The 26735-nt window shown below is 64.4% G+C and carries 20 protein-coding genes and 1 pseudogene; 12 read left to right on the forward strand and 9 right to left on the reverse strand.

What is annotated here, in order from left to right; genetic code table 11:
• Positions 1-91: 91 nt before the first annotated feature.
• A complete protein-coding gene (locus P9228_RS15890; protein ID WP_067328387.1) occupies positions 92-2413 on the reverse strand; it encodes an NADP-dependent malic enzyme in 2322 nt (773 codons plus the stop codon).
• Positions 2414-2574: 161 nt separating this feature from the next.
• A complete protein-coding gene (locus tag P9228_RS15895; protein WP_127243305.1) occupies positions 2575-3354 on the reverse strand; it encodes an SDR family oxidoreductase in 780 nt (259 codons plus the stop codon).
• Positions 3355-3471: 117 nt separating this feature from the next.
• On the opposite strand from P9228_RS15895, the gene P9228_RS15900 reads away from it, so the two are divergent.
• On the forward strand, positions 3472-4299 hold the full coding sequence (locus tag P9228_RS15900; RefSeq protein WP_127217192.1) for a UDP-2,3-diacylglucosamine diphosphatase: 828 nt from the start codon (positions 3472-3474) through the stop codon (positions 4297-4299).
• 142 nt (positions 4300-4441) lie between these two features.
• Complete coding sequence (locus P9228_RS15905) at positions 4442-5656, forward strand: MFS transporter (protein WP_095825302.1); 1215 nt, start codon at positions 4442-4444, stop codon at positions 5654-5656.
• Here P9228_RS15905 and dgcA read toward each other — a convergent pair.
• Positions 5627-6610: an N-acetyl-D-Glu racemase DgcA gene (gene dgcA, locus P9228_RS15910; protein ID WP_278054277.1), complete on the reverse strand. Its 984-nt coding sequence runs from the start codon at positions 6608-6610 to the stop codon at positions 5627-5629. The genes P9228_RS15905 and dgcA overlap by 30 nt on opposite strands.
• A 76-nt stretch (positions 6611-6686) precedes the next feature.
• Between dgcA and P9228_RS15915 the strand changes: the two genes are divergently transcribed.
• From P9228_RS15915 to P9228_RS15930, 4 genes are all read left to right on the forward strand, one after another.
• Complete coding sequence (locus P9228_RS15915) at positions 6687-7874, forward strand: ABC transporter permease (RefSeq protein ID WP_278054279.1); 1188 nt, start codon at positions 6687-6689, stop codon at positions 7872-7874.
• A 1-nt stretch (position 7875) separates the two neighbouring features.
• Positions 7876-8694 (forward strand): ABC transporter ATP-binding protein, encoded by an 819-nt coding sequence (locus P9228_RS15920; RefSeq protein ID WP_067328403.1) that lies wholly within the window; start codon positions 7876-7878, stop codon positions 8692-8694.
• A 14-nt stretch (positions 8695-8708) separates the two neighbouring features.
• A complete protein-coding gene (locus tag P9228_RS15925) occupies positions 8709-10082 on the forward strand; it encodes an MlaD family protein (RefSeq protein WP_278054281.1) in 1374 nt (457 codons plus the stop codon).
• Positions 10083-10170: 88 nt separating this feature from the next.
• Positions 10171-10761, forward strand: a complete 591-nt coding sequence (locus P9228_RS15930; protein WP_095800812.1) for an ABC-type transport auxiliary lipoprotein family protein — start codon at positions 10171-10173, stop codon at positions 10759-10761.
• Between the two features lie 33 nt (positions 10762-10794).
• Here the strand turns inward: P9228_RS15930 and P9228_RS15935 are convergent.
• Positions 10795-11395 (reverse strand): annotated as a pseudogene (locus P9228_RS15935) (3'-5' exonuclease).
• Positions 11396-11501: 106 nt separating this feature from the next.
• Entirely contained in the window at positions 11502-17705 is a 6204-nt protein-coding gene (locus P9228_RS15940) for a kinesin (RefSeq protein WP_278054285.1), read from the reverse strand.
• A 290-nt stretch (positions 17706-17995) separates the two neighbouring features.
• On the opposite strand from P9228_RS15940, the gene P9228_RS15945 reads away from it, so the two are divergent.
• The 3 genes from P9228_RS15945 (at position 17996) to P9228_RS15955 (ending at position 19917) form a co-directional block, all read left to right on the forward strand.
• Positions 17996-18364, forward strand: a complete 369-nt coding sequence (locus tag P9228_RS15945) for an Hpt domain-containing protein (protein WP_066992375.1) — start codon at positions 17996-17998, stop codon at positions 18362-18364.
• Positions 18365-18471: 107 nt separating this feature from the next.
• The gene (locus P9228_RS15950; protein WP_066992377.1) at positions 18472-18792 is read left to right on the forward strand and encodes a 2Fe-2S iron-sulfur cluster-binding protein; all 321 of its coding nucleotides are present in this window, start codon (positions 18472-18474) and stop codon (positions 18790-18792) included.
• Positions 18793-18885: 93 nt separating this feature from the next.
• A complete protein-coding gene (locus P9228_RS15955) occupies positions 18886-19917 on the forward strand; it encodes an NAD(P)/FAD-dependent oxidoreductase (RefSeq protein WP_278054288.1) in 1032 nt (343 codons plus the stop codon).
• 5 nt (positions 19918-19922) lie between these two features.
• On the opposite strand, the gene P9228_RS15960 is transcribed toward P9228_RS15955, so the two are convergent.
• Together P9228_RS15960 and P9228_RS15965 are read right to left on the reverse strand one after the other, a co-directional pair.
• Complete coding sequence (locus P9228_RS15960) at positions 19923-21410, reverse strand: MDR family MFS transporter (protein WP_278054289.1); 1488 nt, start codon at positions 21408-21410, stop codon at positions 19923-19925.
• Between the two features lie 220 nt (positions 21411-21630).
• The gene (locus tag P9228_RS15965; protein ID WP_278054290.1) at positions 21631-22251 is read right to left on the reverse strand and encodes a DUF922 domain-containing protein; all 621 of its coding nucleotides are present in this window, start codon (positions 22249-22251) and stop codon (positions 21631-21633) included.
• 84 nt (positions 22252-22335) lie between these two features.
• On the opposite strand from P9228_RS15965, the gene folP reads away from it, so the two are divergent.
• The 3 genes from folP to folK are packed head-to-tail and all read left to right on the forward strand — an operon-like array spanning position 22336 to position 24045.
• Positions 22336-23187: a dihydropteroate synthase gene (folP, locus tag P9228_RS15970; protein WP_278054292.1), complete on the forward strand. Its 852-nt coding sequence runs from the start codon at positions 22336-22338 to the stop codon at positions 23185-23187.
• A 2-nt stretch (positions 23188-23189) separates the two neighbouring features.
• Positions 23190-23549, forward strand: coding sequence for a dihydroneopterin aldolase (gene folB / locus P9228_RS15975; protein WP_066992392.1), 360 nt, complete (start codon positions 23190-23192; stop codon positions 23547-23549).
• Positions 23533-24045, forward strand: coding sequence for a 2-amino-4-hydroxy-6-hydroxymethyldihydropteridine diphosphokinase (gene folK / locus P9228_RS15980; protein WP_127216235.1), 513 nt, complete (start codon positions 23533-23535; stop codon positions 24043-24045). Before folB ends, folK begins: the two co-directional genes overlap by 17 nt.
• A gap of 64 nt (positions 24046-24109) precedes the next feature.
• On the opposite strand, the gene P9228_RS15985 is transcribed toward folK, so the two are convergent.
• Entirely contained in the window at positions 24110-24658 is a 549-nt protein-coding gene (locus P9228_RS15985) for a DUF924 family protein (protein WP_127216236.1), read from the reverse strand.
• Positions 24659-24668: 10 nt separating this feature from the next.
• A complete protein-coding gene (locus P9228_RS15990) occupies positions 24669-26504 on the reverse strand; it encodes a monovalent cation:proton antiporter-2 (CPA2) family protein (RefSeq protein WP_067319730.1) in 1836 nt (611 codons plus the stop codon).
• Positions 26505-26735: the final 231 nt, after the last annotated feature.

Here is a 26735-nt window from a genome sequence, read left to right on the forward strand (position 1 = left end):
CTACCGCGTTCGTGGTTAACTGTTCCCTAGCTTCCAACTCAACACAATTCCGCTGGCGCGAGCTCGCATCAACCCAGAGCTCACCCTCAACTCAGATCGGGGCGAGCGCCTGCGCCTTGTGCGCGGCCTCGACGACTGCCAGTGCCGTCATGTTGACAACGCCGCGCGAGGTCACAGAAGGCGTCAGGATGTGCGCGGGCTTGTCGGTGCCGAGCAGGATCGGCCCGACATGCAGCGCGTCCATCATGGCACGCAGCGCCGTCAGCGTGATGTTGGCCGAATCGAGGTTCGGGAACACCAGCAGATTGGCTTCCCCTTTCAGCCGCGAATGCGGGTAGACGCGCTGGCGCAGATGTTCGGAAAGAGCCGAGTCGGCATGCATCTCGCCATCGCACTGCAGCTCCGGCGCGATGCGGGCGAGGATGGCGGCGGCCTCGCGCATCTTGAGCGCGCCGGGCGAATCGCGCGAGCCGAAATCCGAATGCGACAGCAATGCTGCCTTCGGCTCGATGCCGAAGCGCTGGATTTCTTCCGCCGCCAGCACCGTCATCTCGGCGATCTCCTCCGCCGTCGGATCGACGGAGACATGGGTGTCGGTGAGGAAGATGATGCCTCGCTGCGAGATCAGCATCGACAGCGTCGAGAGATCGCGGTCCTTGATGCCGGGACGCGGCCCGATGATCAGCGTGACATTGCGCAGATGTCGCTCGAAGCGGCCTTCGAGCCCGCAAATCATCGCATCCGCATCGCCGCGCTTCAACGCAAGCGCGGCGATCACCGTGTTGTTGGTGCGCACCATGGTGCGGGCGGCTTCCGTCGTTATACCGCGGCGACCCGCGAGTTCGATCAGCAGATCGACATAGTGCCGGTAGCGCGGATCGTCCTCCGGGTTGATCAGGCCGAAATCGACCCCCGGCCGGATGCGCAGGCCGTAACGCTTCAGCCTGACTTCCACGACATGCGGGCGGCCGATCAGGATCGGCTCGGCGATGCCTTCCTCCAGGACCACCTGTGCCGCCCGCAGCACGCGCTCGTCCTCGCCGTCGGCGTAGATGACGCGCTTGGCGCTGGCGGCCTTGGCCGAGGAGAACACCGGTTTCATCACCAGGCCAGAGCGGAAGACGAAGCGGTTGAGCTTGTCGACATAGGCCGCGAAATCGGAGATCGGCCGCGTCGCCACGCCGGTGTCGCAGGCGGCTCTCGCCACCGCCGGCGCGATGCGCAGGATGAGCCGCGGATCGAAGGGCGAGGGGATCAGGAAGTCCGGGCCGAAGACCGGCGTCTCGCCGGAATAGGCGCGGGCGGCGACGTCCGATGGCTCCTCGCGGGCCAGCGCCGCGATCGCTCTGACCGCGGCCATCTTCATCTCCTCGTTGATGGCGCTCGCCCCGCAATCCAGCGCGCCGCGGAAAATGTAAGGAAAGCAGAGCACGTTATTGACTTGATTGGGAAAATCGGAGCGCCCGGTGCAGATCATGGCGTCGGGCCGTGCCGCGCGCGCCACCTCAGGCATGATCTCCGGCGTCGGGTTGGCGAGCGCCAGGATCAGCGGCTTCGGCGCCATGTGCTGCAGGAGTTCTGGCTTCAGCACGCCTGCGGCGGAGAGGCCGAGAAAGACGTCGGCGCCGGGGATGACATCGGTCAGCGTGCGCGCCTGGGTGTCCTTCACATAAGGGTCTTTCCAGCGGTCCATCTCCTCGACCCGGCCTTTGTAGGCGACGCCGAAACGATCGGTGACCCAGATGTTTTCGACCTTGGCCCCGAGCGAGACCAAAAGGTTGAGGCAGGCGAGCGCTGCAGCGCCCGCGCCGGACGTGACGATCTTGATGTCGGAGATCGATTTGCCGGCGAATTCCAGCCCGTTGAGCACCGCGGCGGCGACGATGATTGCCGTGCCATGCTGGTCGTCATGGAAAACCGGAATGCCCATGCGGGCCTTCAGCCGTTCCTCGACCTCGAAGCATTCAGGCGCCTTGATGTCCTCGAGATTGATGCCGCCGAAGGTCGGCTCGAGCGCGGCCACCGTCTCGACCATGCGCTCGATCTCGGGAGCATCGATCTCGATGTCGAAGACGTCGATGCCGGCGAATTTCTTGAACAGCACCGCCTTGCCTTCCATCACCGGCTTGGAGGCGAGCGGGCCGATATTGCCCAGCCCAAGCACCGCCGAGCCGTTGGAGACAACGCCGACGAGGTTGGCGCGCGCCGTGTAGTCGGCGGCGGCCGCCGGATCGTCCCGGATCTCGAGACAAGGAGCGGCAACGCCCGGCGAATAGGCAAGCGCGAGATCCCGCTGGTTGCCCAGCGGCTTGGTCGCCTGGATCTCGAGCTTTCCCGGGGTGGGGTGCTTGTGAAAGAAGAGCGCGGCCTCATCGAGGTCCGATCGGGCCGTTTTCTTGCTCTCGCCGTCCATTCGCGGCCCTCCTGCGCTTCTTGCTTTCGAGCCTTTTAGCATGCAGCGGCGATTCTTCGCGACGCCAAATGTCGGCCCTGGCATTCACGATGCCGAGGCGAAGATAATCAATCCATTTCAGCCTGTTGGCTCGGAAACTTGCGGCGGATTGACGAAGCTCGTCAGAACGCACTGACGTAGAGGCCGCCGTCGACCGGGATGTTCTGTCCAGTGAGATAGCCGGCATGAACCGAGCACAGGAAGGCGCAGATCTGGCCGAACTCTTCCGGCGTGCCGAGGCGCTTTGCCGGTACGTCGGCGCTGATGCGGGCCTTGCGCGCGGCGGCCGCTGCCGGGTCTTCCGGCGTGCCGGCTTCATGCGGGCCACGCAACCGGTCGGTGTCGAGCTTGCCGGGCAACAGGCTGTTGATGGTGACGTTTCGGTCGATGACCGTGCGGGCCACGCCGGCAAGGAACGAGGTCAGGCCGGCGCGGGCGCCCGACGACAGGTCGAGGCCCGGGATCGGCACATAGACCGACAGCGATGTGATGTTGACGATGCGGCCGAAGCCGCGTTTGGCCATACCGTCGATGACCGCCTGGATCAGCTCGATCGGCGTCACCATGTTCTGCGTCACGCCTTCGAGGATTTTCGCGCGGTCGAGCTCGCGGAAATCGCGAAGCGGCGGGCCGCCATTGTTGTTGACCAGGATGTCGGGGGCGGGGCAGGCGGCAAGCAATGCCTTCTGCACTTCCGGCTTCGAGACGTCGCCGGCGATCTCGATCACCTCGACACCGAATTTTTCGCGGATTTCCTGCGCCGTCTTCGCCAACAGCTCGGCGTTGCGGCCGTTGATGACAAGGTCGACGCCGGCTTCGGCCAGCGCAATCGCGCAGCCGCGCCCCAGTCCCTTGCTCGAGGCGCAGACGATGGCCTTCTTGCCGCGAATGCCGAGATCCATGGTGATTTCTCCTTTTTCGAGGGCGGCAAGCTAGCGCCTGGGCTGGACCAACCGCAACCGTCATACGGTTGTTGCATGAATCGAGGCATAGCACGCCAAAGAAAGGTGGAAATCGCGATGTCCGGTCCAGAGCCCCGCACTTTTCGCACCATGTTCATTTCCGACGTGCATCTCGGCTCGAAGGCGGCCAAGGCCGATTTCCTGATCGATTTCCTGCGCCACCATGACGCCGATACCATCTACCTGGTCGGCGACATCGTTGACGGCTGGCGCCTGCGGCGCAGCTGGCATTGGCCGCAGAGCCATAACGACGTGGTGCAGAAGTTGCTGCGCAAGGCGCGCAAGGGCGCCTCGATCACCTACATCGCCGGCAACCACGACGAATTCGCCCGCCAGTTCCAGGGCGTGCATTTCGGCGGCATCGTCGTTGCCGACCGCGCCATTCATGAGACCGCCGACGGCAGGCGGCTTCTCGTCATCCATGGCGACCAGTTCGACACTGTGGTGCACAATCGGCGCTGGCTCGCTTACCTCGGCGACTACGCCTATGACACGGCAATGCTGGTCAATCGCCTCGTGACGAGACTGCGCCACCTGCTCGGCCTGCCTTACTGGTCGTTCTCTTCCTGGGCGAAGGTCAAGGTGAAGAAGGCGGTGAACTTCATCGGATCGTTCCAGACGGTGCTCTCCGAGGAAGCGCGGCGCTCGCATGTCGACGGCGTGATCTGCGGCCACATCCATCACGCCGCGATCGAAAGCTATGGCGACGTGCAATACATCAACACCGGGGACTGGGTGGAAAGCTGCACCGCGGTGGTCGAGCATTTCGACGGCCGCATGGAGATCCTGACCTGGGCGCATGTGCTGCCCGAAGTTGCGGCCGGCAAGGACGCGCCGGTGCTCGATCTCATCGATCTCAAGGGCAGGGCGGTCAAGGCTGCCTGAGCGCCTTTCCGGCTCCGAGGTTCCTTGTCTTTCAACAGCTTTGGCCAGATCGACTGGTCCAGGCGGTTCCGCCGCGCCTTGCCGCGTGATAGGGATCGAAACGCGTTGCGGGTCGTGGAATGCAGCGTAATTGGATCGATTCATGCCGCTGCCGCCGCTTTCGCCTGAGCAACTCGTCAAGCCAGCCCATTTCGAACTGCGCATGAGCCTGATCTTCGCGACATTGTTCGTGTCGCAGGGGACGCATCTGCCCTATTTTCCGCTCTGGCTGGAGGCGAAAGGCTTCCACGCCGAACAGATCGCAGTCATCCTGGCCGCGCCGATGTTCCTGCGCGTCGTGACGACGCCGATGCTCACCGCGTTTGCCGACCGGGCGAAGGACCGCGCCAATGTCTATATCGCGCTGGTCGCGGCGACGATGATCATTTCGGCCGGCTATTTCCTGCCGGCCACCTATGCGGGCGTGCTGGCCATCTCGCTGTTGCTTTCGATCCCTTGGACGCCGCATTCGCCGATGGCCGATTCGCTGGCTCTGTCGGGCGTCCGCCGCTTCGGCTCCAACTACACCGCCATGCGCAAATGGGGTTCGATCTCCTATTTCTGCGCCAATATAGTCGGCGGCTTCATCCTGGCGGCCACCGGCCCGCAAACTGTTCCGGCGATCATCTTTGTGGCCCTTGCCGCAGCGCTTGTCGCGGGTTTGTGGGCGCCGCGGATGGGCAAGCCTCGCAAGGCGTCGCCATTATCGGCGACCGACATTCAGCATTCGGCGCCAAGCCTCTTCAACGCCTATTTCCTCTATTTCACGCTGGGTGTCGGCATCATCACCGCCAGCCACGCCTTTCTTTACGGCTTCGTGTCGATCTACTGGAAGTCGATCGGCATCAGCGATTCCGTCGTCGGCCTGCTGTGGGCCTGGGGCGTGGTTGCCGAGGTCTGCATGTTCTTGTTCTTCAACCGCATTTTCGCCTCCGTTTCCGTCGTCAGGGTGATGGTGATCGCCGGCATCGGCTCGATCCTGCGATGGGTCGCCTTTCCGCTGGTCTGGCCGCTGGGCCTCGGCGTCGTCGGCTTCTTCGGCGTCCAGACGCTGCATGCGGTTTCGGTGGCGATGGTGCTGATCGGCCTGCAGAAGATGATCGGCGAAACGGTTTCCGAAGAGCGCACGGGCGCCGCGCAAGGCATCGCCTATTTCTTCAACGGCTTCTTCATGGCCGCGGTCACGCTGGTCTCCGGCCCGCTCTACGATCATCTTGGCGTCGACGGGTTCCTGGCGATGATCCCGATCGCGATCATCGGCCTCGCGCTGATCGGGCTTGCCGCGCGGTCAGCCCCACAGCGCCGGCTGAGGCGGTGAGACCAGCGAGCCCTGGTAGACGAGACCCGGTTCGCGGTCGTGCGCCAAGAGCAGCGGCCCGTCGAGGTCGACGAAATCGGCGCCTTGAGCCAAGAGCACTGCCGGCGCCATGGCGAGCGACGTGCCGACCATGCAGCCGACCATGATGCCGAAACCCAACTCGCGGGCACGGTCGCGAAGGATCAGCGCTTCGGTCATTCCACCAGTTTTGTCGAGCTTGATGTTGACGACGTCATAAAGGCCGACCAGCGCTTCGAGGTTCTTCGCCTCGTGCACGCTTTCGTCGGCGCAGATCGGCACGGGATGCGCGATTTCGCGCAAGATGCCATCACGGCCGGCCGGCAGCGGCTGCTCGATCAGCACTATGCCGTGCTCGGCTGCGAATGCGAGATTCTCGACGATGTTGTTATCGGTCCAGCCCTCGTTGGCATCGAGTATGATGCGGCTTTGCGGGGCGGCTTGCGTCACGGCGCGAATCCTTGCCGCGTCGTTGTCGCCGCCGATCTTGACCTTGAGCAGCGGCCGCGAGGCAGCGGCGCGGGCCTGCGCCGCCATCGCCCCAGGTTCGGCGAGCGACAGCGTGTAGGCGGTTTCGAGCGCCTTAGGCGAAACGACCCCGATCGCGTCCGCCACCGGCCTGGCGCCCAGCTTGGCTTCGAGATCCCACAAGGCGCAGTCGATGGCATTGCGGGCCGCTCCGGCCGGCATGGCCGCGAGCAAGGCGGTGCGGCCGATGCCGTCGATGATCTGGCCGCGCATCGCCTCGATTGCGGCGCGCACGCCTTCCATCGTCTCGCCGTAGCGCCTGTAGGGCACGCATTCGCCGCGCCCGACATGTCCGTTGTCGGCGATCGTCACGGTGATGACTTCGGCCTCGGTTTTCGATCCGCGCGATATGGTGAAGGTGCCCGCGATGGGGAATCGCTCCGCCTCGACCGAAATGACACGCGCCATATTTTTCTTCTCCGGCTGTGCGACCCGGTCTCCCGGCAAATCGACACGCCAGTCCCGTCACGCTAAACAGGACGCCATGTTGACCATCCGCAAACGCGACGCAAGCCGCACGCCCGCCGGTGATGTCAATCACCAGCCGCGCATTATCGTCGGCGAGGAAGGCGACGTAATCGGCTGCGCTTTCTCGGGTGTCTGGACGACGCGGACCGTGGCATCGGTCGATGCGGAGATGCGCAAGATCGAAAACCGCAACAGCGCCAAGAAGCTGATGCTCGACCTTTCCCAGATCGAGAAGATGGACACGGCCGGCGCCTGGCTGATCGATCGGCTGGCGAGCGCTTTCGAGAAGAAAGGCGTCGAAGTGCATGTGCAGGGGCAGAGCGAGATCGCCTCAATCCTGCTCGGCGCGGTGGGCGACGCGGTGCGTCGCGAACCCGAATCGGGGCCGGCCGGACCGCCCAACATCATCCTGCGCGCGCTGGAGCTGGTCGGCCGCCGCGTCTACGAGATGCGCGACGATTTTCTGGCCTCGATGAACATCCTCGGCGCCACCATCCGCGGCGCGCAGATGAAGCTCGGCCGCGGCCATGCCGTCAATCCGGCAGCAATCTTCAACCAGATCGACCGCATGGGCGTCGGCGCCATTCCCGTGGTGGTGCTGATGTCGGCCATCGTCGGCGCCATCGTCGCCCAGCAAGGCGCTTATCAGCTCAGCTATTTCGGTGCCGACATTTTCGTCGTCGACCTCGTCGGCGTGCTGATCCTGCGCGAACTTGGCGTGCTGATGACCGCGATCATGCTGGCCGGCCGCTCGGGCAGCGCCATCACCGCCGAGATCGGCTCGATGAAGATGCGCGAGGAGGTCGACGCGCTGAAGGTGATCGGGTTGAACCCGATCGGCGTGCTGGTGTTTCCGCGGCTCGTCGCCTTGGTGATTGCGCTGCCGTGCTTGACGATCATCGCGAATTTCGCCGCGCTCGGCGGCGGCATCATCGCCGCCTGGCTCTATTCCGACATTCCACCGGCGGCATTCATCGATCGGCTGCGGGTCGCCATCGACCTCAGCACCATTTTTGCCGGGCTGATCAAGGCGCCGTTCATGGCCATGATCATCGGCACCATCGCTTCGGTCGAGGGCATGAAGGTCGGCGGCAGCGCCGAATCGCTCGGCCAGCACGTGACCGCGTCGGTGGTGAAGTCGATCTTCGTCGTCATCATCCTCGACGGGCTTTTCGCCATGTTCTACGCATCGATCGGGTTTTGAGATGGCGGTTGCAAGCGGCAACGGGGTCAACACGGCGCAGAACGCGGACGAGAGCGAGATCGTGCTTTCGGTCCGTGACGTCACGGTTGCCATCGAAGACAAGCTGATCCTCGACAAGCTTTCGCTCGACATCGAGCGCGGCGAGATCCTGGGGTTCGTCGGCGCCTCGGGCGCCGGCAAGTCGGTGTTGCTGCGCACCATCCTCGGGCTTATGCCGAAGCAATCGGGAACCATCAGGCTGTTCGGCGTCGACGTTGACAAGGCAAGCGAGATCGAGCGCCTGCGCATCGACATGCGGCTTGGCGTCCTGTTCCAGCACGGCGCGCTGTTTTCGGCGCTGACGGTGCTGGAGAACGTGCAGGTGCCGATGCGCGAGTATCTCGACCTGCCGAAGAAGCTGATGGACGAGCTCGCCATGCTCAAGGTCGAGTTGGTCGGGCTGCCGCCGGATGCAGCGCAGAAATTCCCCTCCGAGCTGTCGGGCGGCATGATCAAGCGCGCGGCGTTGGCTCGCGCGCTGGCGCTCGATCCGGACATCGTCTTCCTCGACGAGCCGACCTCGGGCCTCGATCCGATCAGCGCGGCCGAATTCGACGAATTGGTCGTCAAGTTGCGCGATACGATGGATTTGACGGTCTACATGGTCACGCACGACCTCGACACGCTGTTCACCGCCTGCGACCACGTGGCGGTGCTCGGCAAGAAGAGGGTGCTGGTCGAAGGCACGATCGACGACATGCTGAAAAGCGAGGAGCCGTGGGTAAAATCCTATTTCCGCGGAAAACGCGCCCGGCAACTTGATCTTGCGGCTCGCGCATAGCCATAAGTGAGGTAATGGAAACCAGAGCCAACTACGTCATTGTCGGCATTTTCACGCTGGCCGCGATCCTCGCGGCCTTCGCCTTCGTCTACTGGACGGCCGCGATCGGCGAGCGCGGCGAGACGACGCTGTTGCGCGTGCGCATCCCGGGCTCGGCTTCGGGCCTTGGCCGCGGCAGCTTCGTGCTGTTCAACGGCGTCAAGGTGGGCGACGTCAAACGGGTCTATATCGATGTCGACAACCCGACGGTCGCCATCGCCGATACCGAGATCGACCGCATGACGCCGATCACCAAGTCGACGCAGGCCGATATCGGGCTCGCCGGCCTCACCGGCCAGGCCAATATCGAGCTGAAAGGCGCCGATCCCAAGGAAGTGAAGCTGCTCGACCAGGCCGAGAAAGAAGGCAGGGTTCCGGAGATCGTCGCCAATCCGTCGGCCGTGACCAACCTGCTGCAGACGGCGCAGAACATCTTCACCCGTGCCGACAAGGTGCTTTCCGAGCTGGAAGGCTTCACCAAGGATGTTCGCGGACCGCTGACGCAGACAGTCAAGAACGTCGAGACCTTCTCCAACGCGCTGGCCAAGAATTCGGACGGCATCGATAAATTCCTGTCCGCCGTGAGCTCGCTTTCGGAGCAATTGCAAAATGTGTCGGGCCGACTCGACAGCACGCTGAAGGCGGCCGAGGGCCTGCTCAATTCGGTCGACAAGGACCGGATCAAGAGCATCGTCGCCAATGTCGACACGGTCACCGCGAACCTCAAGGAAACCAGCGGGCAGTTGGACGGCGTGCTGAAGAACGTCGATGCCGCGGTGGGGTCGGTCAACGACTTCGCCAAGCAGACGCAAGGGACGCTCGCCAAGGTCAACGGCGTTCTCGATGGGATAGATCCGGCGGATGTCCGTACGGCGCTCGCCAACATCCAGAAGGCAAGCGACAGCGCCAACAAGGCGGCCGCCGACATCGCCAAGGTCACCGACAAGATCGCCAACCGCTCCGACGACATCAACGATACGATCAAGAATGCCCGCCAGCTTGCGCAGCGCCTCAACGACGCGTCCGTGCGCGTCGACGGAATTCTCGAGAAGGTCGACAAGCTTCTCGGGTCCGGTGAAGCCGATGGCGTGATGGCCGATGCTCGGGCGACGCTGAAATCCTTCAAGCAGGTTGCCGATACGCTGAACTCTCGGCTGGGCACCATCGTCGACAATCTGTCGCGCTTCTCCGGCCAGGGGCTGCAGGATGTCGAGGCGCTGGTCCAGGCCAGCCGGCGCTCGATCAGCCGAATCGAGGAAGCGGTGACAGATCTCAGCCGAAACCCGCAGCGCATACTGACGGGCGGCGAGGGGGAGGTCCGTCAGTTTGACGGCAGGGCACGGCGTTGACTTCCGCTGCTGCGAACGCCAAGAACATGGATTGCAGCTGTAAGTTGATCGTCAGATCCGGGGACAGTGGGGATCGCGCGTGAAGTCAGTGAGAGGGTTGAAGTCCGTTGCTGCCGCGACGCTCGTGTTCACGCTTGCAGGCTGCGCGGTACTGGGGGGCAGGCCGGCGCCGCTCGACACGTTCGAGCTTTCCGCGCCTTCGCTCGACATGCGGGGCCACAGCCGCCGCCAGATCCTGATCGCCCAACCCTCGGCGCTGAAGGCGCTGGACAGCCAGAACATCGTGATCAGGCCGTCCGACCAGTCGATCCAGTTCCTCAAGGGCGCGCAATGGGCGGACCGCCTGCCGCTGATCGTGCAGGCAAGGCTCGCCGAGACTTTTCAGCGCTCCGGCAGCTTTGCCGGTGTCGGCAAGCCGGGCGAGGGTTTGGCGATCGACTACCAGATCATCGTCGAGGTGCGGTCCTTCGAAGTCCGGGTCAATGGCGGCGAACATGCCGATGTCGAGCTGTTCGTGCGCATCCTCAACGATCGCAATGGCGAGGTGCGCGCCTCGAAGGACTTCACGGCCAGCGCACCGGTCTCGGGCGGCGGAAATGCCGCTTATGTCGGTGCCCTGGACAACGCGTTCGGCCAAGCGGCGAAGGACATCGTCCGCTGGACCGATTCGGTGATCTGAACGAATGCGCGTGCCGGTGCGGTGCCACGCAGGCTACAAACACTCGAAGACGTCTGCCTGCAATTTTTCGGATTTCAACAGATGTTGCAGGGTGTAGGTCAGCGATAGCGCATCGTCGAGCGCGTCGTGTGCCCGCAACGGAGCGTGGTCGACGCCATAATAGTCCGCCAGCTTGTTGCTGGGTGTCCTCGCCAAATCTTCGATCGGCATCCCTGCCGCTAGCAGCAGCTTGACTGCATTGTCGAACCGGTTGGCTGGTATGGAAACGGGAATGCCGGCGACATAACAACTGATCGCGACCATGTTCAGCTCGTCCTTGCCCCAGGACCAAAAGCGCGCACCGTCGGAGAACCGGTCGATGTCGGCAAGAGCTTCTGCCAATTCGACTCCCTCGGTCTCCAGGGTTTCTTCAGTGATGCCGGTGAGCTGGGTGAAAAACGGATCGAGCGCGTATCCCCGGCCGAATCGGTCAATCGGTTGCACATAGGCGCAGTGCGTGCCTAATAGGGGAAACTCCCCCTCAAGTCCGAGCTTTACTGCGCCGACCTGGGCTATGACCGGATCGGGATCATGAGCCGCGCACCAAAATCTGCGGGCAAAGAAATTCGCAGTCGAAGATTATCGCTGTCTTCAAGGCCTTCCCCGCCAAATCGAAGATGGGACCTGCGTCAACTGGAAGTGGATTCTAAAATGAAGAAGCGGAGCAATGCCCCCGCTTCAGTGTCTGACATGTGCCCCGTTCAGTGCAGGCGGCCGCTGGCGTGGGCCAGCATCGTGTAGACCTTGCCGGTGTCCGACGTGAGGTAGGTTTGCGCCATGATGTTGTCGCGGTCGTTGCGCGATACGTCCTTGAGCAGCTTCTCGAAATCGTCGCAGTAGCGGTCGACGGCGGCGCGGAACTCGGCCTCGGCCTGATACTTGCGGCGGATCTCGTCGAAGGTCTGCTGGCCCTTCAGCGTGTAGAGCCGGCGCGTGAACACGTCGCGCTCGCCGCGGCGGTAGCGGTTCCACAACTCGATCGAGGCGTCATGGTCGATAGCGCGGGCGATGTCGACGGATAGAGAGTTGAGCGATTCCATGACATGCAGCGGCGAACGCTGGGCAGGGGTCGCGCGCGGTGCTTCCGCGGGCGTCGCCGGCTTCAGCTCTTCCTCGCGCGAGGCGTTGGTCAGGAGATCGCGCACCCAGCCGCCCTGCTGCGTGCGGCCGTTCGGATCGCGGCGCGGCGCTTCCGCCGGGCGCTCGAGATCGAGGGTGCCGCGCAGCGTCGTCTCGCCGAGCGGTGCCTGCGGCGCCGGGCGCTCCGGCTGAGGCTGCTGCGGCGCCGGCGGGCGGCGCAGCGGCTGCTCGGCGGGGCGGGCGGGCGACTGCGGCGCGGGGCGCAGGGCGCGCGGCTCACCGGTCTCGCTGCTGCCGCTGCGGCCGGATTTCGCAACGATATCCGACAGTTCCTTGAGCGCGTTAATCTGCTCGGCGACGGCGCGGCGGATGGCCGAGGTCGATTCCTTGGCCTCCTCCGGCATCTCGATGACGCCCTTCTTGAGCTCGGCGCGGGTGAGGTCCAGCTCGCTCTTGATGGAACCTGCGGTGCGCCGCATCTCCTCGGTCGCGTCGGCGAAGCGGCGCGTCGCCGAATCGACGACCTCGGCGATGGCGGTGCGAATCTTCTCCGCCGATTCCATCGTCCGGCCCTCGGCATTCTGCATCGTCTGGCCCACAAGAGTCTCGAAGGAGCGCATGACTTTCTCGAGGTCTTCCGACTTCTTGACCAGACCGACGGCGAGGTCTTCCAGCGACGACTGCCGCTCCAGCGTGTGCTCGAGATTGCTCTGCGCGGAGCTCAGCAGGTCCGAGGCGCTCGACAGCAGGCGGCTGTGCTCGTCGAACTTGGTCGCGATCGAGGCGACCTCGCGCAACGTCGCCGACGACAGATCGGTGAGCCGCGTCGTGTTGGAATCAACGAGGCGCGCCGAGCTGGCAAAGGTCTGGGCCGCCTTCTCGGTGGTCGCCGCGAAGCTCTGCGTGCTGCCGCTCAGGCGCTCCTCGACCTGGCCGAGATTGACGGCCGCCTGGTCGATCAGCTGACTGAGCTGCGCGCTGGAGGTGGTCATGCGGCCGATAAGGTCGGCAACGCTGTCGGCCAGCGTCGAGCGGGCGCCCTCGACCGCCGAGAGCGTCTCCGCGGTACGGTTGGCGAGCGCATTGACGAGGGCCGCGTTTTCGCTGCGCAGCTTCTCGGTCGCCTGTTCGGTGACCTCTTCCATCCTCTTTTGCAGCTCGGAGCCGCCCTGGGCGAAGCGCTCGACCAGGGGACGCGCCGTCTCGTCGAGAATCTTCGACATTTCGGCGGAGCGCGCCGCAAGCATGGTGTTGAGCTCGCGGGTGTTGGCGCCGATGGTCTTTGCCGCCTCGTTGGTGCTCTGGCCGATATGCTGGCCGACCGCGGTGAAGGTTTCGGCAATGACGTTGGCGCGCGAGATGAGCTGCGCCTCGGCGCTGGAGACCTGCTCGTTGAGCTTCTGACCCATCGTTTCGGCGCCGTAGGCGAGCCGGTTCTCGACGCTCGCCACCTGCTCCTCGACACGGGCCGCCGCCGTAGCGGCGCTCGAGGCCAGGCGTTCGTCGGCACCGGCAAGTGCCTGCTCGATCTCGCGGGCGTGGACGGCGAGTTCCTGGCCGGTCTGGCGGGCACGGTCGGCGACGCGCTGCTCGGTGGCGGCGAATGCGCCGACAATGGTGTCGGCATGTTCGCCGATGGTCGAGGTGCTGCTGGCGATGCGCGACACCAAACGGTTGTCGGCGTCGTCGAAGATGCGGGCAATTTCAGACGCCCGCGACGACAGCGCCTCCGAACCTTCGGCAATGCGCGAGATCAGATGCTGGTCGGCGGCGTCGAAGATGCGGCCGAGATCCGAAGCGCGGGCGGCCAGCGCTTCGGCCGATTCGGTGATGCGCATGCTGAGGCGCTCGTCCGCGCCCTCGAAGTTGCGCAGGATGTCGCCGGCGCGGGCTGCGAGCGACTGCGCCGTTTCGACCGCGCGGGCGACCAGTTTCTGGTCGGCGGCGTCGAAGGTGCCGGCGATCTCGCCGGCGCGGGCGGCGAGCTTGTCGGCGGTTTCCTCGGCACGGGCCATGAGCGCGTTGGACGCGTCATCGGCGCGGGCCATCAGCATACTCGAGGTGTCCTGCGCGCGCTCGTGCAGGCGGCGGTCGGCCTGCTCGAAGGCGTTGGCAATCTCTTCGGCCCTGGCGAGCAGCGCAGCCGAAGTCTGTTCGGCGCGTTCGGCGATCTTGCGATCGGCGTCGCTGAAGGCAGCGCCCGCCTGCTCGTGCAGCGTGCTGGTGATTTCCATCACCTTGTCGCGCAGCGCGCCGGCAACGAAGACTGCGGTCTTTTCGAGGACGCCGCGGACATTGTCGACGCCGGCCGAAAGCGCACGCTCCATGGTGCCGGCGCGTTCTTCGATGACGCCGGTCTGGCGGCTGAAGGCCTGCTCGATCTTCTCGACATCGGCAGCGATCGCCGCCGAGATGTCGCTGCTCTTGGCCGCGATCTGGTCGATATGGCCGGACACCGAACGGTCGACGTCCTTGCGCGCTTCGGCGAGCTTGACGAGGTCATCTTCCAGCGCGCGGGCCAGCATGTCGCGGCCTTCGGACAGCTTGCCGATGTGACCGGCGATGACGCCGTCGATCTCCGAGCGGCTTTCCGCCAGCTTCTGCAGATCGGATTCAAGCGCTCGCTTGAGGATGTCGCGACCTTCGGCGAGCTTTTCCACCTGGCCGGAGACCAGCCCGTCGATGCCGGCGCGGCTCTCGGCGAGCTTGGCCAGGTCGGCCTCGAGGGCGCGCGTGAGGACATCGCGGCCTTCCGCGAGCTTGTCCACCTGGGCGGCAACGAGGCCGTCGATCGAGGCGCGGCTTTCGGCGAGCTTGGCGAGGTCCGCTTCGAGCGCACGCTTGAGGATATCGCGGCCTTCGGCCAGCTTCTCCACCTGGCCAGCGACCAGACCATCGATCGAGGACCGGCTTTCGGCCAGCTTGGCGAGATCGTCCTCCAAGGCCTTGGACAGGGTCGAGCGGTCCTGGACCAGCCTGTCGGCGTGGGTCTGCATGAGGCCGCTGGCATTGGCCATATCGGCATCCAGGACGCGCGACAGCTCGGCGCGATGGTCGGCGATCTTCTGCGAATGATCGACGATGGCGCTCTGGATGGTGTTGAGGTCCGCTTCCAGCGCGCGTTTGAGGATATCGCGGCCCTCGGCAAGCTTCTCGACCTGGCCGGCCACCAAGCCATCGATGCTGGAACGGCTCTCGGCCAGCTTGGCCAGATCGTCCTCGAGCGACTTCGACAGCACGGCGCGGTCCTGGACGAGCCTGTTCTGGTGATCGGAGATTGCGCCGCCGACGGTCTGCAGGTCGGCCTCCAGGGCCTGCGACAGCTGAGCGCGTTCCTCCTGCACCTTCTCGGAGTGTCCCGCAATGGCACCCCTGATGGTGTTGATGTCGGCTTCCAGGGCGCGCTTCAAGATATCGCGGCCTTCGGCGAGCTTCTCGACCTGGCCGGCGACCAGGCCGTCGATCGAGGCGCGGCTCTCGGCCAACTTGGCGAGATCGGATTCGAGCGTCTGGGACAGCAGGCTGCGGTCCTCGACAAGCCTGCCGGCGTGGCTGTCGATCAGGCTTCGGATTCCGCTCAGGTCGCTCTCCAGCGCGCGGCTGAGTTCACCCCTGTCCTCCGCGAGCTTGGCCGAATGGATCTCGATCAGGTCCCTTATCCCGGCGATGTCGGTCTCCAGCGCCTTGGCGAGCACGGCGCGGCCCTCGGCGATCTTCTCGACCTGGCCGGCGACCAGGCCGTCGATCGAGGCGCGGCTGTCCGCCAGTTTGCCGAGATCGGCCTCCAGCGCGCGCGCCAGAATGTTGCGGCCCTCGGCCAGCTTGCCGACATGTCCAGCGACCATTTCGTCAATTATGGTGCGGGCTTGCACGAGTTTGCCGGAGTCTTCGTTCAGCGCCTGGGAGAGGCGGTTGCGACTCTCTTGGAGCTGCTCGAGATGGGCGCCGAGCGAGGCGTCGATGGCCGCGTGGGACTCGTTGACCTTGCGCAGGTCCTCTTCCAGCGCGCGAGAGATAAGGCTGCGGCCCTCGGCCAGTTTTTGGACCTGACTGGCCACGGCCTCATCGATGCCGGCGCGACTCTCGGCGAATTTCGCGAGGTCCTCCTGCATGGCGGCGGCCATACGGTTGCTGCTGTCGGAGAGCTTCCGGCTGTGGTCTTCGATGGCTTCGTCAATGCCGGCGCGAGCATCGGCGAGGCGCTGGATGTCGGAGTCGAAGGCGCGCGACACGACATGGCGGGCCGCCTCCATGCGTCCGGCGAAATCCGTGGCGCGGGCTTCGAGCATGGAAGAGGTCGACGAGATGATGTCGGCCATGTCGGCACCGATCTGGGTCTTGCCCTGATCGATCATCGACGACAGCTGGTCCTTGCTCTCGGCGAAGGTGTTGGCGATCTCGCGCGCACGTTCGACCAGAGTTTCGTTGATCTGGCGGGCACGCGCTTCGAGCGCGGCATTGAGCTTCTGGGTGCCGGTGTCGAGTGCTTCGGCGCGGGTCTGGAACTCGCTGATCAGCGCCTGGCCGCGCTCGGCCAGCGTCCGCTCGATGCCGCTGAGGCTTGCTTCGAACTCGGAGTTCAGTGTGCGGGCGGCGCCGCCGAGCAGCGAAACCATGCCGTTGGTGCGATCGTCAAGAAGATCGGTCAGCGAACGGGTAAGGCCGTCCGTGGTGTCGGTCAGCTTGGCGATGCGGGTGTCGAGCAGGCTGGCGAAGGCCTCGCCCGAGGTCGACAGGCGGTCAGTGATCGTGTCGAGCCGGGTTTCCACCGAATCGAAGATCGACAGCGAGCTCTCGTTGATGCGATCGATCAGCGTGTCGCCCGAATTGTTGATGGTCATCGACAGCTTGGTCGAGGCATTGAGGATCGAATCGCGGATGATATCGCTGGCGGCACCGATCTCGTCGCGCAGCGTCTCGTGCGCGCCGTGGATCGAAGCGCGCACGCGCTCGGCATGGCTAACGACAGCTTCGCGCTCGCTGCCCAGCCCGTCGACCAGCGAGCGGATACGCGCTTCGTTCTCGGAATAGGAGCGCTCGATCTGGTTGACTTCGCTGTGGACGAGGGTTTCGAGCTCGACGGCGCGGGCCAAAGTGCGTTCGATGCCTTCACCCATGGCGGCGACCTCGCGGCGAACGGCCTGACCGATCATCATGACGCGGTCTTGGGCAAGGTTTTCCGGCTCGGCGAGGCGGAAGGCCACTTCGGTCATGGATTGCGCGGCGATGCGCATTTCCTGCGCGCGCCGGATCATGGCGGCGAAGGCCCAGAACAGGATGACTGGGATGATCGCCGCGACCGCCAGGCCGATCAGCTCGGGGCGGGCGAAGAACTGGTCGAGAGTGCGGATCTGCCAGATGCTCGGCCCGAACAGCAGGTTGGCGAGGCCGCCGGCGCCCGCGATCCAGGCGAGTGAAATGAACGCGATCACCCAGTAAACGGTGCTCGAAGCGCGCCGGTTGAGGCCATGCAGAAGCGTCCGGTAATCCTTTTGGCGATCGTCATTGGCCGGCGTGAAACCGGCAGGAGCCGGCGTAAAACCGTTCGGTTGCGAGGCGCGCGATTCGAGCGGGCGCAGTTCCGCCGGCTTCGGCTGGGGCGCCGCCTTCGCGGCCTGAGGCTCATTTGCCGGCTCGATTCTATGGCTGCGGCCTTCGCGCGCCAGTTCATCCGCGGCCGCCGAAATCTGGGCCTCGAGATCTTCCATCGACGCCGCCATGTCGAGCCCGCCTTCGTCGCCGTTCAGGTCAAGGTCAAGCGCCTTTTCCAGTTCCGCGGCCACGTCGCTCTCGAGAGATTTGGTCGTCGTCGGTTTCTTAGCCATGCCTTCGCTACCCTGTACTAGCTGCCGCGGGACTTATGATTTTGGCCTGATTCTGGCTTGTCTGGTCCCAGACAGGAGGCTGAAAATGGACGTTCGTATCGTAATGACACACACGGGTAAAGAAAACATGCATTCCCGGCGATACGTAAAACTTTAAATATAAGGTTAACGAGAGCGTGATTTGGCTGCCTCCGTGACAACATTTTTCCCTGGCAATCGTTAACCCGTTGGCGACGGGAATCCGCCTATTTTCGGGCCGCCGGCCGCCCTTTCTTGGAGTAGCAGTGCGTATGCGTGGCGAGATTGGTATTGCGTTTTCCATGCCCGGCGGGGACGTGTCGGGGACGGCAGGTTCGCGACCTGTGGATATGGCCCACCTTGCGCGGCAGACGATGGATGATCGCGCGCTCGAACAGGAGGTGCTGGCGCTGTTCGTGCAGCAGGCGCTTTCGGTGCGCGACAAGATCGTCGATGCCGATGCCAAGGAACGGGTGCTCCTTGCACACGGCCTGAAAGGCTCGGCCCGCGGCATCGGCGCCTTTGCCGTCGCCGAATGCGCTGCAGCCATTGAAAAGCAGCCTGAGGATGGTCGCATCCTGAGGAAACTGGGCGTGCTGATCGATGAAGTGCGGGACTTCATCGCCGCCATCAGCCGGTAGTCCTCCAGGGAGCACATCCAGAAAAAACGTCATGCGGTGGCGCTTTCGCGCCGCAGTTGACTTGTCCGGCAGAGTGATTATCTCGGCTGCGACTCCTCAGGTGACAAATGGCCAAGCTGACTTACATCGCCAATGACGGTACTCAATTCGACGTGGAGGCCGAGAACGGCTCGACCGTCATGGAAAACGCGATCCGCAACGCGGTGCCCGGCATCGAGGCCGAATGCGGCGGCGCCTGCGCCTGCGCGACCTGTCATGTCTATGTCGACGAGGCCTGGACGGGTGAGGTCGGCGAGCCGGAAGCGATGGAGGAGGACATGCTGGACTTCGCCTACGACGTCCGGCCCAACTCGCGCCTGTCCTGCCAGATCAAGGTGCGCGACGCGCTCGACGGGCTGGTCGTGCGCGTTCCCGAACGGCAGGGCTGAACCAAGTCTCCATTTCCAATTTTGCCGTGGCTGCTTGGCAGCGGGCCAATGCTCATGCACTGTCGCCAGCATTCCCAAAATGGGGCGGAGCTGATGACGGACACGATCAAGACGGACGTACTCATTGTCGGGGCAGGGCCGGTCGGCCTATTCGCCGTGTTCGAACTCGGGCTCTTCGACATGAAGTGCCATCTCATCGACATCCTCGACCGTCCCGGCGGGCAATGCGCCGAACTCTATCCGGAAAAGCCGATCTACGACATTCCCGGCTGGCCGATGATCACTGCGCAGGGTCTGGTCGACAAGCTGCTCGAACAGATCCATCCCTTCAAGCCGGACTTCACTTTCAACCGGATGGTCTCAAGCCTCGAAAAGCTCGAGGACGGCAGCTTCCGCGTCACCACGGACGAGGCTGAGGTGTTCGAAGCCAAGGTGGTGGTGATCGCCGCCGGCGGCGGCTCATTCCAGCCCAAGCGACCGCCCATCCCGGGCATCGAGAGCTACGAAGGCAAGAGCGTGTTCTATTCGGTCCGGCGCATGGAAGATTTCCGCGGCCACGATCTCGTCATCGTCGGAGGCGGCGATTCGGCGCTCGACTGGACGCTCAACCTGCAGCCGATCGCCAAAAGCGTGACACTTGTCCACCGGCGTCCGGAATTCCGGGCTGCGCCCGACAGCGTCAACAAGATGTACGCCATGCAGGAGATGAAAGAGCTGGAATTCCTGGTCGGTCAGGTGAGCGGGCTCGCAGGCGCCGACGGCCAGCTCTCGTCCGCCACCATCAAGGGTGGCCCGGATGGCGACATCGAGGTGCCATGTACGCGCATGCTGCCGTTCTTCGGCCTCACCATGAAACTCGGGCCGATCGCCGAATGGGGGCTGAACCTGCATGAGAACCTCATCCCGGTCGACACCGAGAAATTCCAGACGTCGGTTCCCGGCGTCTTCGCCATCGGCGACATCAACTGGTATCCGGGCAAGCTGAAGCTGATCCTCTCAGGTTTCCATGAGGTCGCCCTGATGGCGCAGGCCGCAAAACGCATCGTCAGCCCGGGCGAGCGCATCGTCTTCCAGTACACGACCTCGTCGACCAGCCTGCAAAAGAAGCTCGGCGTCCACGATTGACGTGATCATTCGGCGAGCACGGGCGCTGCGTGCTCGTCCTTGCCGCGCAGCGGCTTTTCCGGCATCAGCGCCAGCGCGATCAATGCAAGAACAAGAGTGATGCCGGCGGTGAGGAAGATCATCACGAACGGCATTGCCGATGTCAGCTCGATATGCGTCTGCGAGCCCTCGGCGGCGAGCGGCAGGCCGTAGCCGAGCGCGACGGCGCCGAGCAGGGCGACGCCAAGCGCGCCGCCCAGTGTGCGCAGGAAGGTCAGGACGCCAGTCGCGACACCGAGATGGGCGCGATCGACCGCATTCTGTACCGAGACGGTGCTGACCGGGAAGGTCGTGCCACTGCCGAGGCCAATGAGGGTCGTCAGGATTTCGACTTCGAGCAGCGACGCGTGTGTCGCAATGGCACTCAGCACCCCGATGCACGCGATCGCCAAACTGACGCCGACCATGGCAATGCGCTTGTAGTGGACGAAGCGCGGGATCATGCGGCCGCTGAAAGTGGCACCGGCAACGGTGCCGAGCAGGAGACCCAGCATGGCGATGCCGGATTCACTGACCGAGAGCCCGACGACCGATTGCAGATAGACCGGCAGGTAAACCGACGCCCCGATATTTGCCGCCTGCAGCAGGAACATCAACAACGTGCCGGCGAGCACGATCCGGTTGCTCAGCACCTCGAGCGAGATCAAAGGCTCACTGGCCCTCAGCAGCCGCAGCGCGAACAACGCCCAGAACGCGGCTGAGCAGGCCACCAGCCCAAGGATTTCCGGCGAGAACCACGGATAGGTGCTGCCACCCCAGTTGAGCGCCAGAAGCAGCAGCGCCGTGGCGATCACCAAGAGCACTGCGCCCAGCCCGTCGATGCGGTGATGTTTTGCCGCGATCGGCAACTTCTTCAGCGGATTGTTGATGATGGCCATCGCCAGGACGCCGATCGGCAGGTTGATCCAGAAGATCAACGACCAGTGGAGATGCTCTGCGAAGACACCGCCAAGCAGCGGGCCGGCGACGCTGGCCACCGCCCAGGTGCCGGAGATCCATGCGGCGTAGCGGGCCCGCTCGCGTGGCGGCACCAGATCGCCGATGACGGTTTGCGTCAGCGCGAAAAGGCCGCCGCCGCCGGCCCCCTGGATCGCCCGGCCGATGACCAGCACCAGCATGTTGGGGGCCAGGGCGCTGACCAGCGATCCCAAAAGAAAGATCAGGATGGCGGCGTAGATGACCGGCCGGCGACCGTAGACGTCGGAAATCTTGCCGTAGAGCGGCGCCATCGCGGTGGCCGTCAGCAGATAGGCGGTCACGATCCAGGGCAGGTATTCGGCATGGCCGAGCGCGCGCGCGATGGTCGGCAAGGCAGGCGACACAATGGTCTGGTCAAGCGCCGCCAGAAGCATCGACAAGAGCACGCCGCCGATGATGGCGTTTTTCTCGCTCTCGCTGATCGACGGCGAGGCCATTGTCCTCATCGTCGTGCGATTGTCGACGGTCTGGTCCATGCGTCACTCTTTCAAGGTCGGTGCGCCGTCGGCAAGAAGCAGCCGGTGCGGGGCGTCCTGCGCCCGTCATTCGTATCTCGGTTTCCAAAGTCCGCCGGACGGCGAACCCGATATATGTCGGTCGATATAGGCCGTTTTCGACCGGTGCTCGAAAGTTTTTTGGAATCTGGCACCATTGTTTCGGCAGTATTGGCTTTCGCCGGCACCACCGGTCAAATGGTCAAGCCGGTGGCAACCGCCCGCTTTGGGTGCGCTGCATCCGGTAGCGCAGGAGCCGGATCATTCGGCTCTCGAAATTGACGCTTTCGACGCGGTCGAACTGCACCTGGGCGCGATCGTGCTTGGCGAGGATGGCGGCCGAGATCTGGGCGGCCTGGGCCTTCGCGGCTTCGCAGGTCCTTTGCGGATAAGTCGCCTTCAGCGCGTCCTCGAGTTCGCGCGCGTGGTTCTTGGCGATCTCGACATGGCGCTCTTCGTGGCGCTTGATGTCGGCCGACAGCGTATCCCAGAACAGCCTGACCTCCGGATCCGCCTTGCGCGGGCGCCGCCATTCCGGGAGGATCACCTTGACCTTCACGGTCACCTGCGCGTTCGCGATCCGGCAGGAATTCGCGGTCTGCGCGTAGCTGACGCGGGTGGTGAAGGCCATCTGCGTTGCGCCCGGATGCCGGGAGCCGGTGCTCTTCACTTCCGGTCCGTTTTTCGTCAGCTGTTTTTCGATGTCGTCCAGCGTGCGGCCGCCGACGCTGAAATAGCTGTAGGTCTTCACCAGATTCGCCGCGGCGGCCGGCGTGGCGGCCAGCGTGAGCATCAGGGCGCAGAGCAGGGAACGGTTCATCATGTTGCCTCTTCACGCACCTTGCTTTACGGCCGTTGCCGGCGCAACGAAATTGATTTCGCGCGGATCACGCATGGTTGATGGACAATGACGACAAGGCGGTGGCAGCTCGCGCATGGACGCCATCTCGACCTCGGCCCCAAGTCGGTCGTGGTCGGCATCCTCAACGTCACGCCGGATAGTTTTTCCGACGGGGGATTGTTCATCGCGCCGGAGAAGGCGATAGCCCAGGCGCGCCGCATGGCGGAAGAGGGCGCGGCCATCATCGACATCGGCGGGGAATCGACGCGGCCCGGTTTTGCCCCGATCAGCGCCGAAGAAGAGCAGACGCGGGTGCTGCCGGTCATCGAGGCGCTCGCGGCATCGGGCGAGGCGCTGATTTCGGTCGACACCTATCGCGAGGACACCGCGCGGCGGGCCGTCGCTGCGGGGGCGCATATCGTCAACGATGTCTGGGGACTGCAGCGCGAGCCCGGCATCGCGAGAGTCGCGGCCGAGACCGGCGCCGGCCTGATCATCATGCACACCGGCCGTGAGCGCCAGAAGCTGTCGGACGTGATCGAGGACCAGCTTCTGTTCCTCAGCAAATCGCTGGAGATCGCGCGCGCCAGCAATGTTGCCGAGAACCAGATCGTGCTCGACGCCGGTTTCGGCTTTGCCAAGGAAACGACGGAGGAAAATCTCGATCTGATGGCGCGGTTCTCCGAGCTTCAGGCGCTCGGCTTTCCGCTGATGGCGGGGACGTCGCGAAAGCGTTTTATCGGCGGCGTCACGGGTCGCGAGCCTGCTGAGCGTGCTGTCGGCACCGCGGCCACGAGCGTCATTCTGCGGCTCAAGGGAGCCGATCTTTTTCGCGTCCACGATGTCGCAATCAACGTGGATGCGCTGGCGATGGCCGATGCTATGCTGACGCGAGAAAAACTTTCTCCCGGACGCTGACGATGTATGTCATCCGCATGAAGAACTGCGCCTTCTTTGCCCGGCACGGCGTGCTGGACGAGGAGGAGACGCTCGGCCAGCGTTTTTATGTCGACGCCGAACTCACCGTCGAGCCCAGCCGGCCGCTGGAGGACGATTCGATCGAGGATACCGTCAATTACGGCATCGCCTTCGCGGTCATCGAGAAGATCGTCACCGGGCACCGGCGTTTCCTGATCGAGGCGCTGGCGCTGGAAGTGGCGAAGGCGCTGGCGGCGCGCTTTCCGCAGATCAGGAAAGCGGAAATTACGGTGCGCAAGCCGAACGCCCCGGTTCCGGGCGTGCTCGATCATGTCGAGGTGACAGTTGTCTGGCCCCAATAGCGCCGTCTACCTTAGCCTCGGCGGGAATCTCGGCGATCCGGCGAAATCCATGGCCGCGGCGCTGCGCATGCTGGACGGCGACGACAAGACGCGCGTCACCGCTGTTTCCTCGCTGTACCGGACGCCGCCGTGGGGCAAGCTCGACCAGCCGGATTTTCTTAATGCCTCGGCCGGCATCGAAACCGCGCGCTCGCCACGCGACCTGCTCGATCTCTGCCTGGATGTCGAGAGGCGCCTGAAGCGGGTGCGCGAGGAACGTTGGGGGCCGCGCCTGATCGACATCGACATTCTGGTGTTCGGTGACCGGGTGATCCACGAGACGGGTCTTGAGGTTCCCCACCCGCGCATGCTGGAGCGGGCCTTCGTGCTGGCGCCGCTGGCCGAGATCGCGCCCGATCTTGTGGTCGGCAACAAAAGCGTGTCGGAGCGGCTCGGCGCCGTCGATATTTCGGGGATCGAGCGGCTGCCGTCCGGCCGCGAGTGGTGGCTCGGCTGAGCCGTTTGTTTTCAAGCAATTTTCTGGGCGGAAAACCGCTACACTTCTGGAATTGGTCCGGCTATCAGCCGGAGAAACCGCCGCCCTCGAGAAACGTCTTTTCCTCGGGCGTCGTCTCGCGGCCGAGCATTTTGTTGCGGTGCGGAAAGCGCCCGAAGCGCTGGATGATCTCCAGGTGCTCCTTGGCGTATTTGAGATAATCCGGCGCCCTGGCCGCTGTGAGTTCGAGCGAGCGTTCCTGATCCGCGAGCGACTCCGAATGCTCGAAGGGGAGATAGAGGAAGACACGAAGCGCTTCTTCGAGCTCGAGATCCTGACCGGCGGCGATCGCCAGGTCGGCGAAATGCCTGGCCAGCGGATCGGTCGCGTACATATGTCCGGTGCCGCGGAAGCAGTTGCGCGGAAACTGGTCGAGCAGGATCATCAACGCCAGCGATCCTTCGGCATGCTCGCTCCAGGCGTCGCATTCGCGCCGGGCGGCGGCGTGGTGCAGCTCGAGGAAGCAGTCGCGGAAACCCGAGTCGAACGCGTCGTTCTTTTCGAACCAGGCGTCCTCGCCGGCATCGCGCCAGAATTTGGTGACGGCAAGCGCCCGAGGGTCGAGTTCTGCCATGCGTTGCTCCTCAGCTCTTCGTCTCTGCCTTGTTCAGCACGCCGGCCGTCTCTTCGTTCAGCGCCCGGCCGGCGCGGCGCGGCTGCGCGAGCGGGGTCGGGATCGGCGTGCCGATATTGCCTTTGAGAAAGCGCTGGCCGGCGCGGATACCTTCGGCGAGCTGTGTCTCGATGCGAGCTGTGTCGCGGCGGCGAACGTCCTCGATCACCTCGGCTACCTCCTCCGGATCGACGCCCAGCGCTTCCAGGGCCGAGCCGCCGAAGACCAGCGCCGATTCAAAGGTCTCGCGCAACTGATAGTCGACGCCGGCGCGGATGAGTTGCAGCGCGGTGCCGCGGTCGAAGGCGCGCGCCAAGATAGTAACCAGCGGGAATTCCGCCTTGATCAATTGCGCGATGCGCACGGCCACGTCCGGTTTGTCGACGCAGATCAGCACGGCGCGCGCGCGGCCAGCGCCCGCCGCACGCAGGATGTCGAGCCGCGTGCCGTCGCCGTAATAGACCTTGAAGCCGAAATCGGCCGCCGCCTGGATCATCTCGACCTCATTGTCGATGATCGAGACGTCGAGGCCGCGCAAAAGCAGCGGCTGGCTGGCGATCTGGCCGAAGCGGCCGAAGCCGATGATCAGCACGCTGCCGGTTAGCCCGTCGGCGATGTCGACGCCTTCCAGCGATTGCTCGTCGCGCGGGGTGAGGTAGCGCAGTGCCAAGATAGCCACGGGCGTCAGCACCATGGAGATGATGACGATTGCGGTCAGCGTGGAATTGGCCTGGCCGTCGATGATGCCGACGACGGCGGCCGAGGAATAGAGCACAAAGGCGAATTCGCCGCCCTGCGCCATGACGACGGCCCGCTCGAGCGCCTCGCGATGGCCGCTCTTGAGCATACGCGCGACCAGATAGATGCCGAGCCCCTTCATGACCATATAGGCGACGACATAAATGGCGACTAGGCGCCAGTTCTGGGCGACGACGCCAAGGTCGAGCGACATGCCGACGGCAAGAAAGAACAGGCCGAGCAGGATGCCGCGAAACGGCTCGATATCGGCTTCGAGCTGGTGGCGGAAGGTCGATTCGGAGAGCAGCACGCCGGCGAGGAACGCACCCATCGCCATCGACAAACCGGAAAGCTGCATGGCTAGCGCCGACCCAAGCACCACCAGCAGGGCGGCGGCCGTCATCACTTCGCGGGCGCGGGCATCGGCCAGGATGCGGAAGAGCGGGTTGAGCAGATAGCGACCGGCCACGACGAGGCCGACGATCGCCGCGATCCCGATCCCCACTTCGGTCAAGCGCTCAGACAGGCTGGTCTCCGCGCCCCCCGGCGCCAGGAACGCCACCAGCGCCAGAAGCGGCACGATCATCAGGTCTTCGAGCAGAAGGATCGAGACGATGCGCTGCCCTTTGGGCGCGGCGATCTCGCCGCGCTCCTCGAGCAGTTGCATGACGATCGCGGTCGAGGTCAGCACGAAGCCGGCGCCGGCGACGAAGGATTGCGCGATCGGAAAGCCTCCGGCCAGGCCGACAAGCGTCAACAGAACGGCGCAGACGCCGACCTGCAGCGCGCCGAGACCAAAGATTTCCCGGCGCAGGCCCCAGAGTCGCGACGGCTGCATTTCCAGGCCGATGATGAACAGGAACATGACGACGCCAAGCTCGGCGACGTGAAGGATGGCTTCCGATTCGGAAAAAATGCGGAGGCCGAACGGCCCGATGACCACACCGGCAGCGAGATAGCCGAGGATGGAGCCCAGCCCGATGCGCTTGAAGATCGGCACGGCGATCACGCCGGCAGCGAGCAGCGCCACTACCTGTACGAGATCGCTGCCCGATGCTTCAGCCGCCATGACTACCGTCCTTTCGTTTCAGCACTCCTTGCATGCAGCGGGAGTGCGAGGCAAGGGCAGGGGGCCTGGCAGGAAGAGCAGGGGTGTCGGCCCGAAAACGAGCGTGTGCCGTCAGGCAAACTCCCGCTGCAGCTTCGTACACAAGTTTACGGAGCCCGGTCGTTGCGCGCCGCCACAATCAAAGGTTAAGGCCGGTAGGCTTTGGCTATGGAGCTTCAGCCATTGGAGGGC

Source organism: Mesorhizobium sp. WSM4898, assembly GCF_029625845.1.
Lineage (GTDB): Bacteria > Pseudomonadota > Alphaproteobacteria > Rhizobiales > Rhizobiaceae > Mesorhizobium.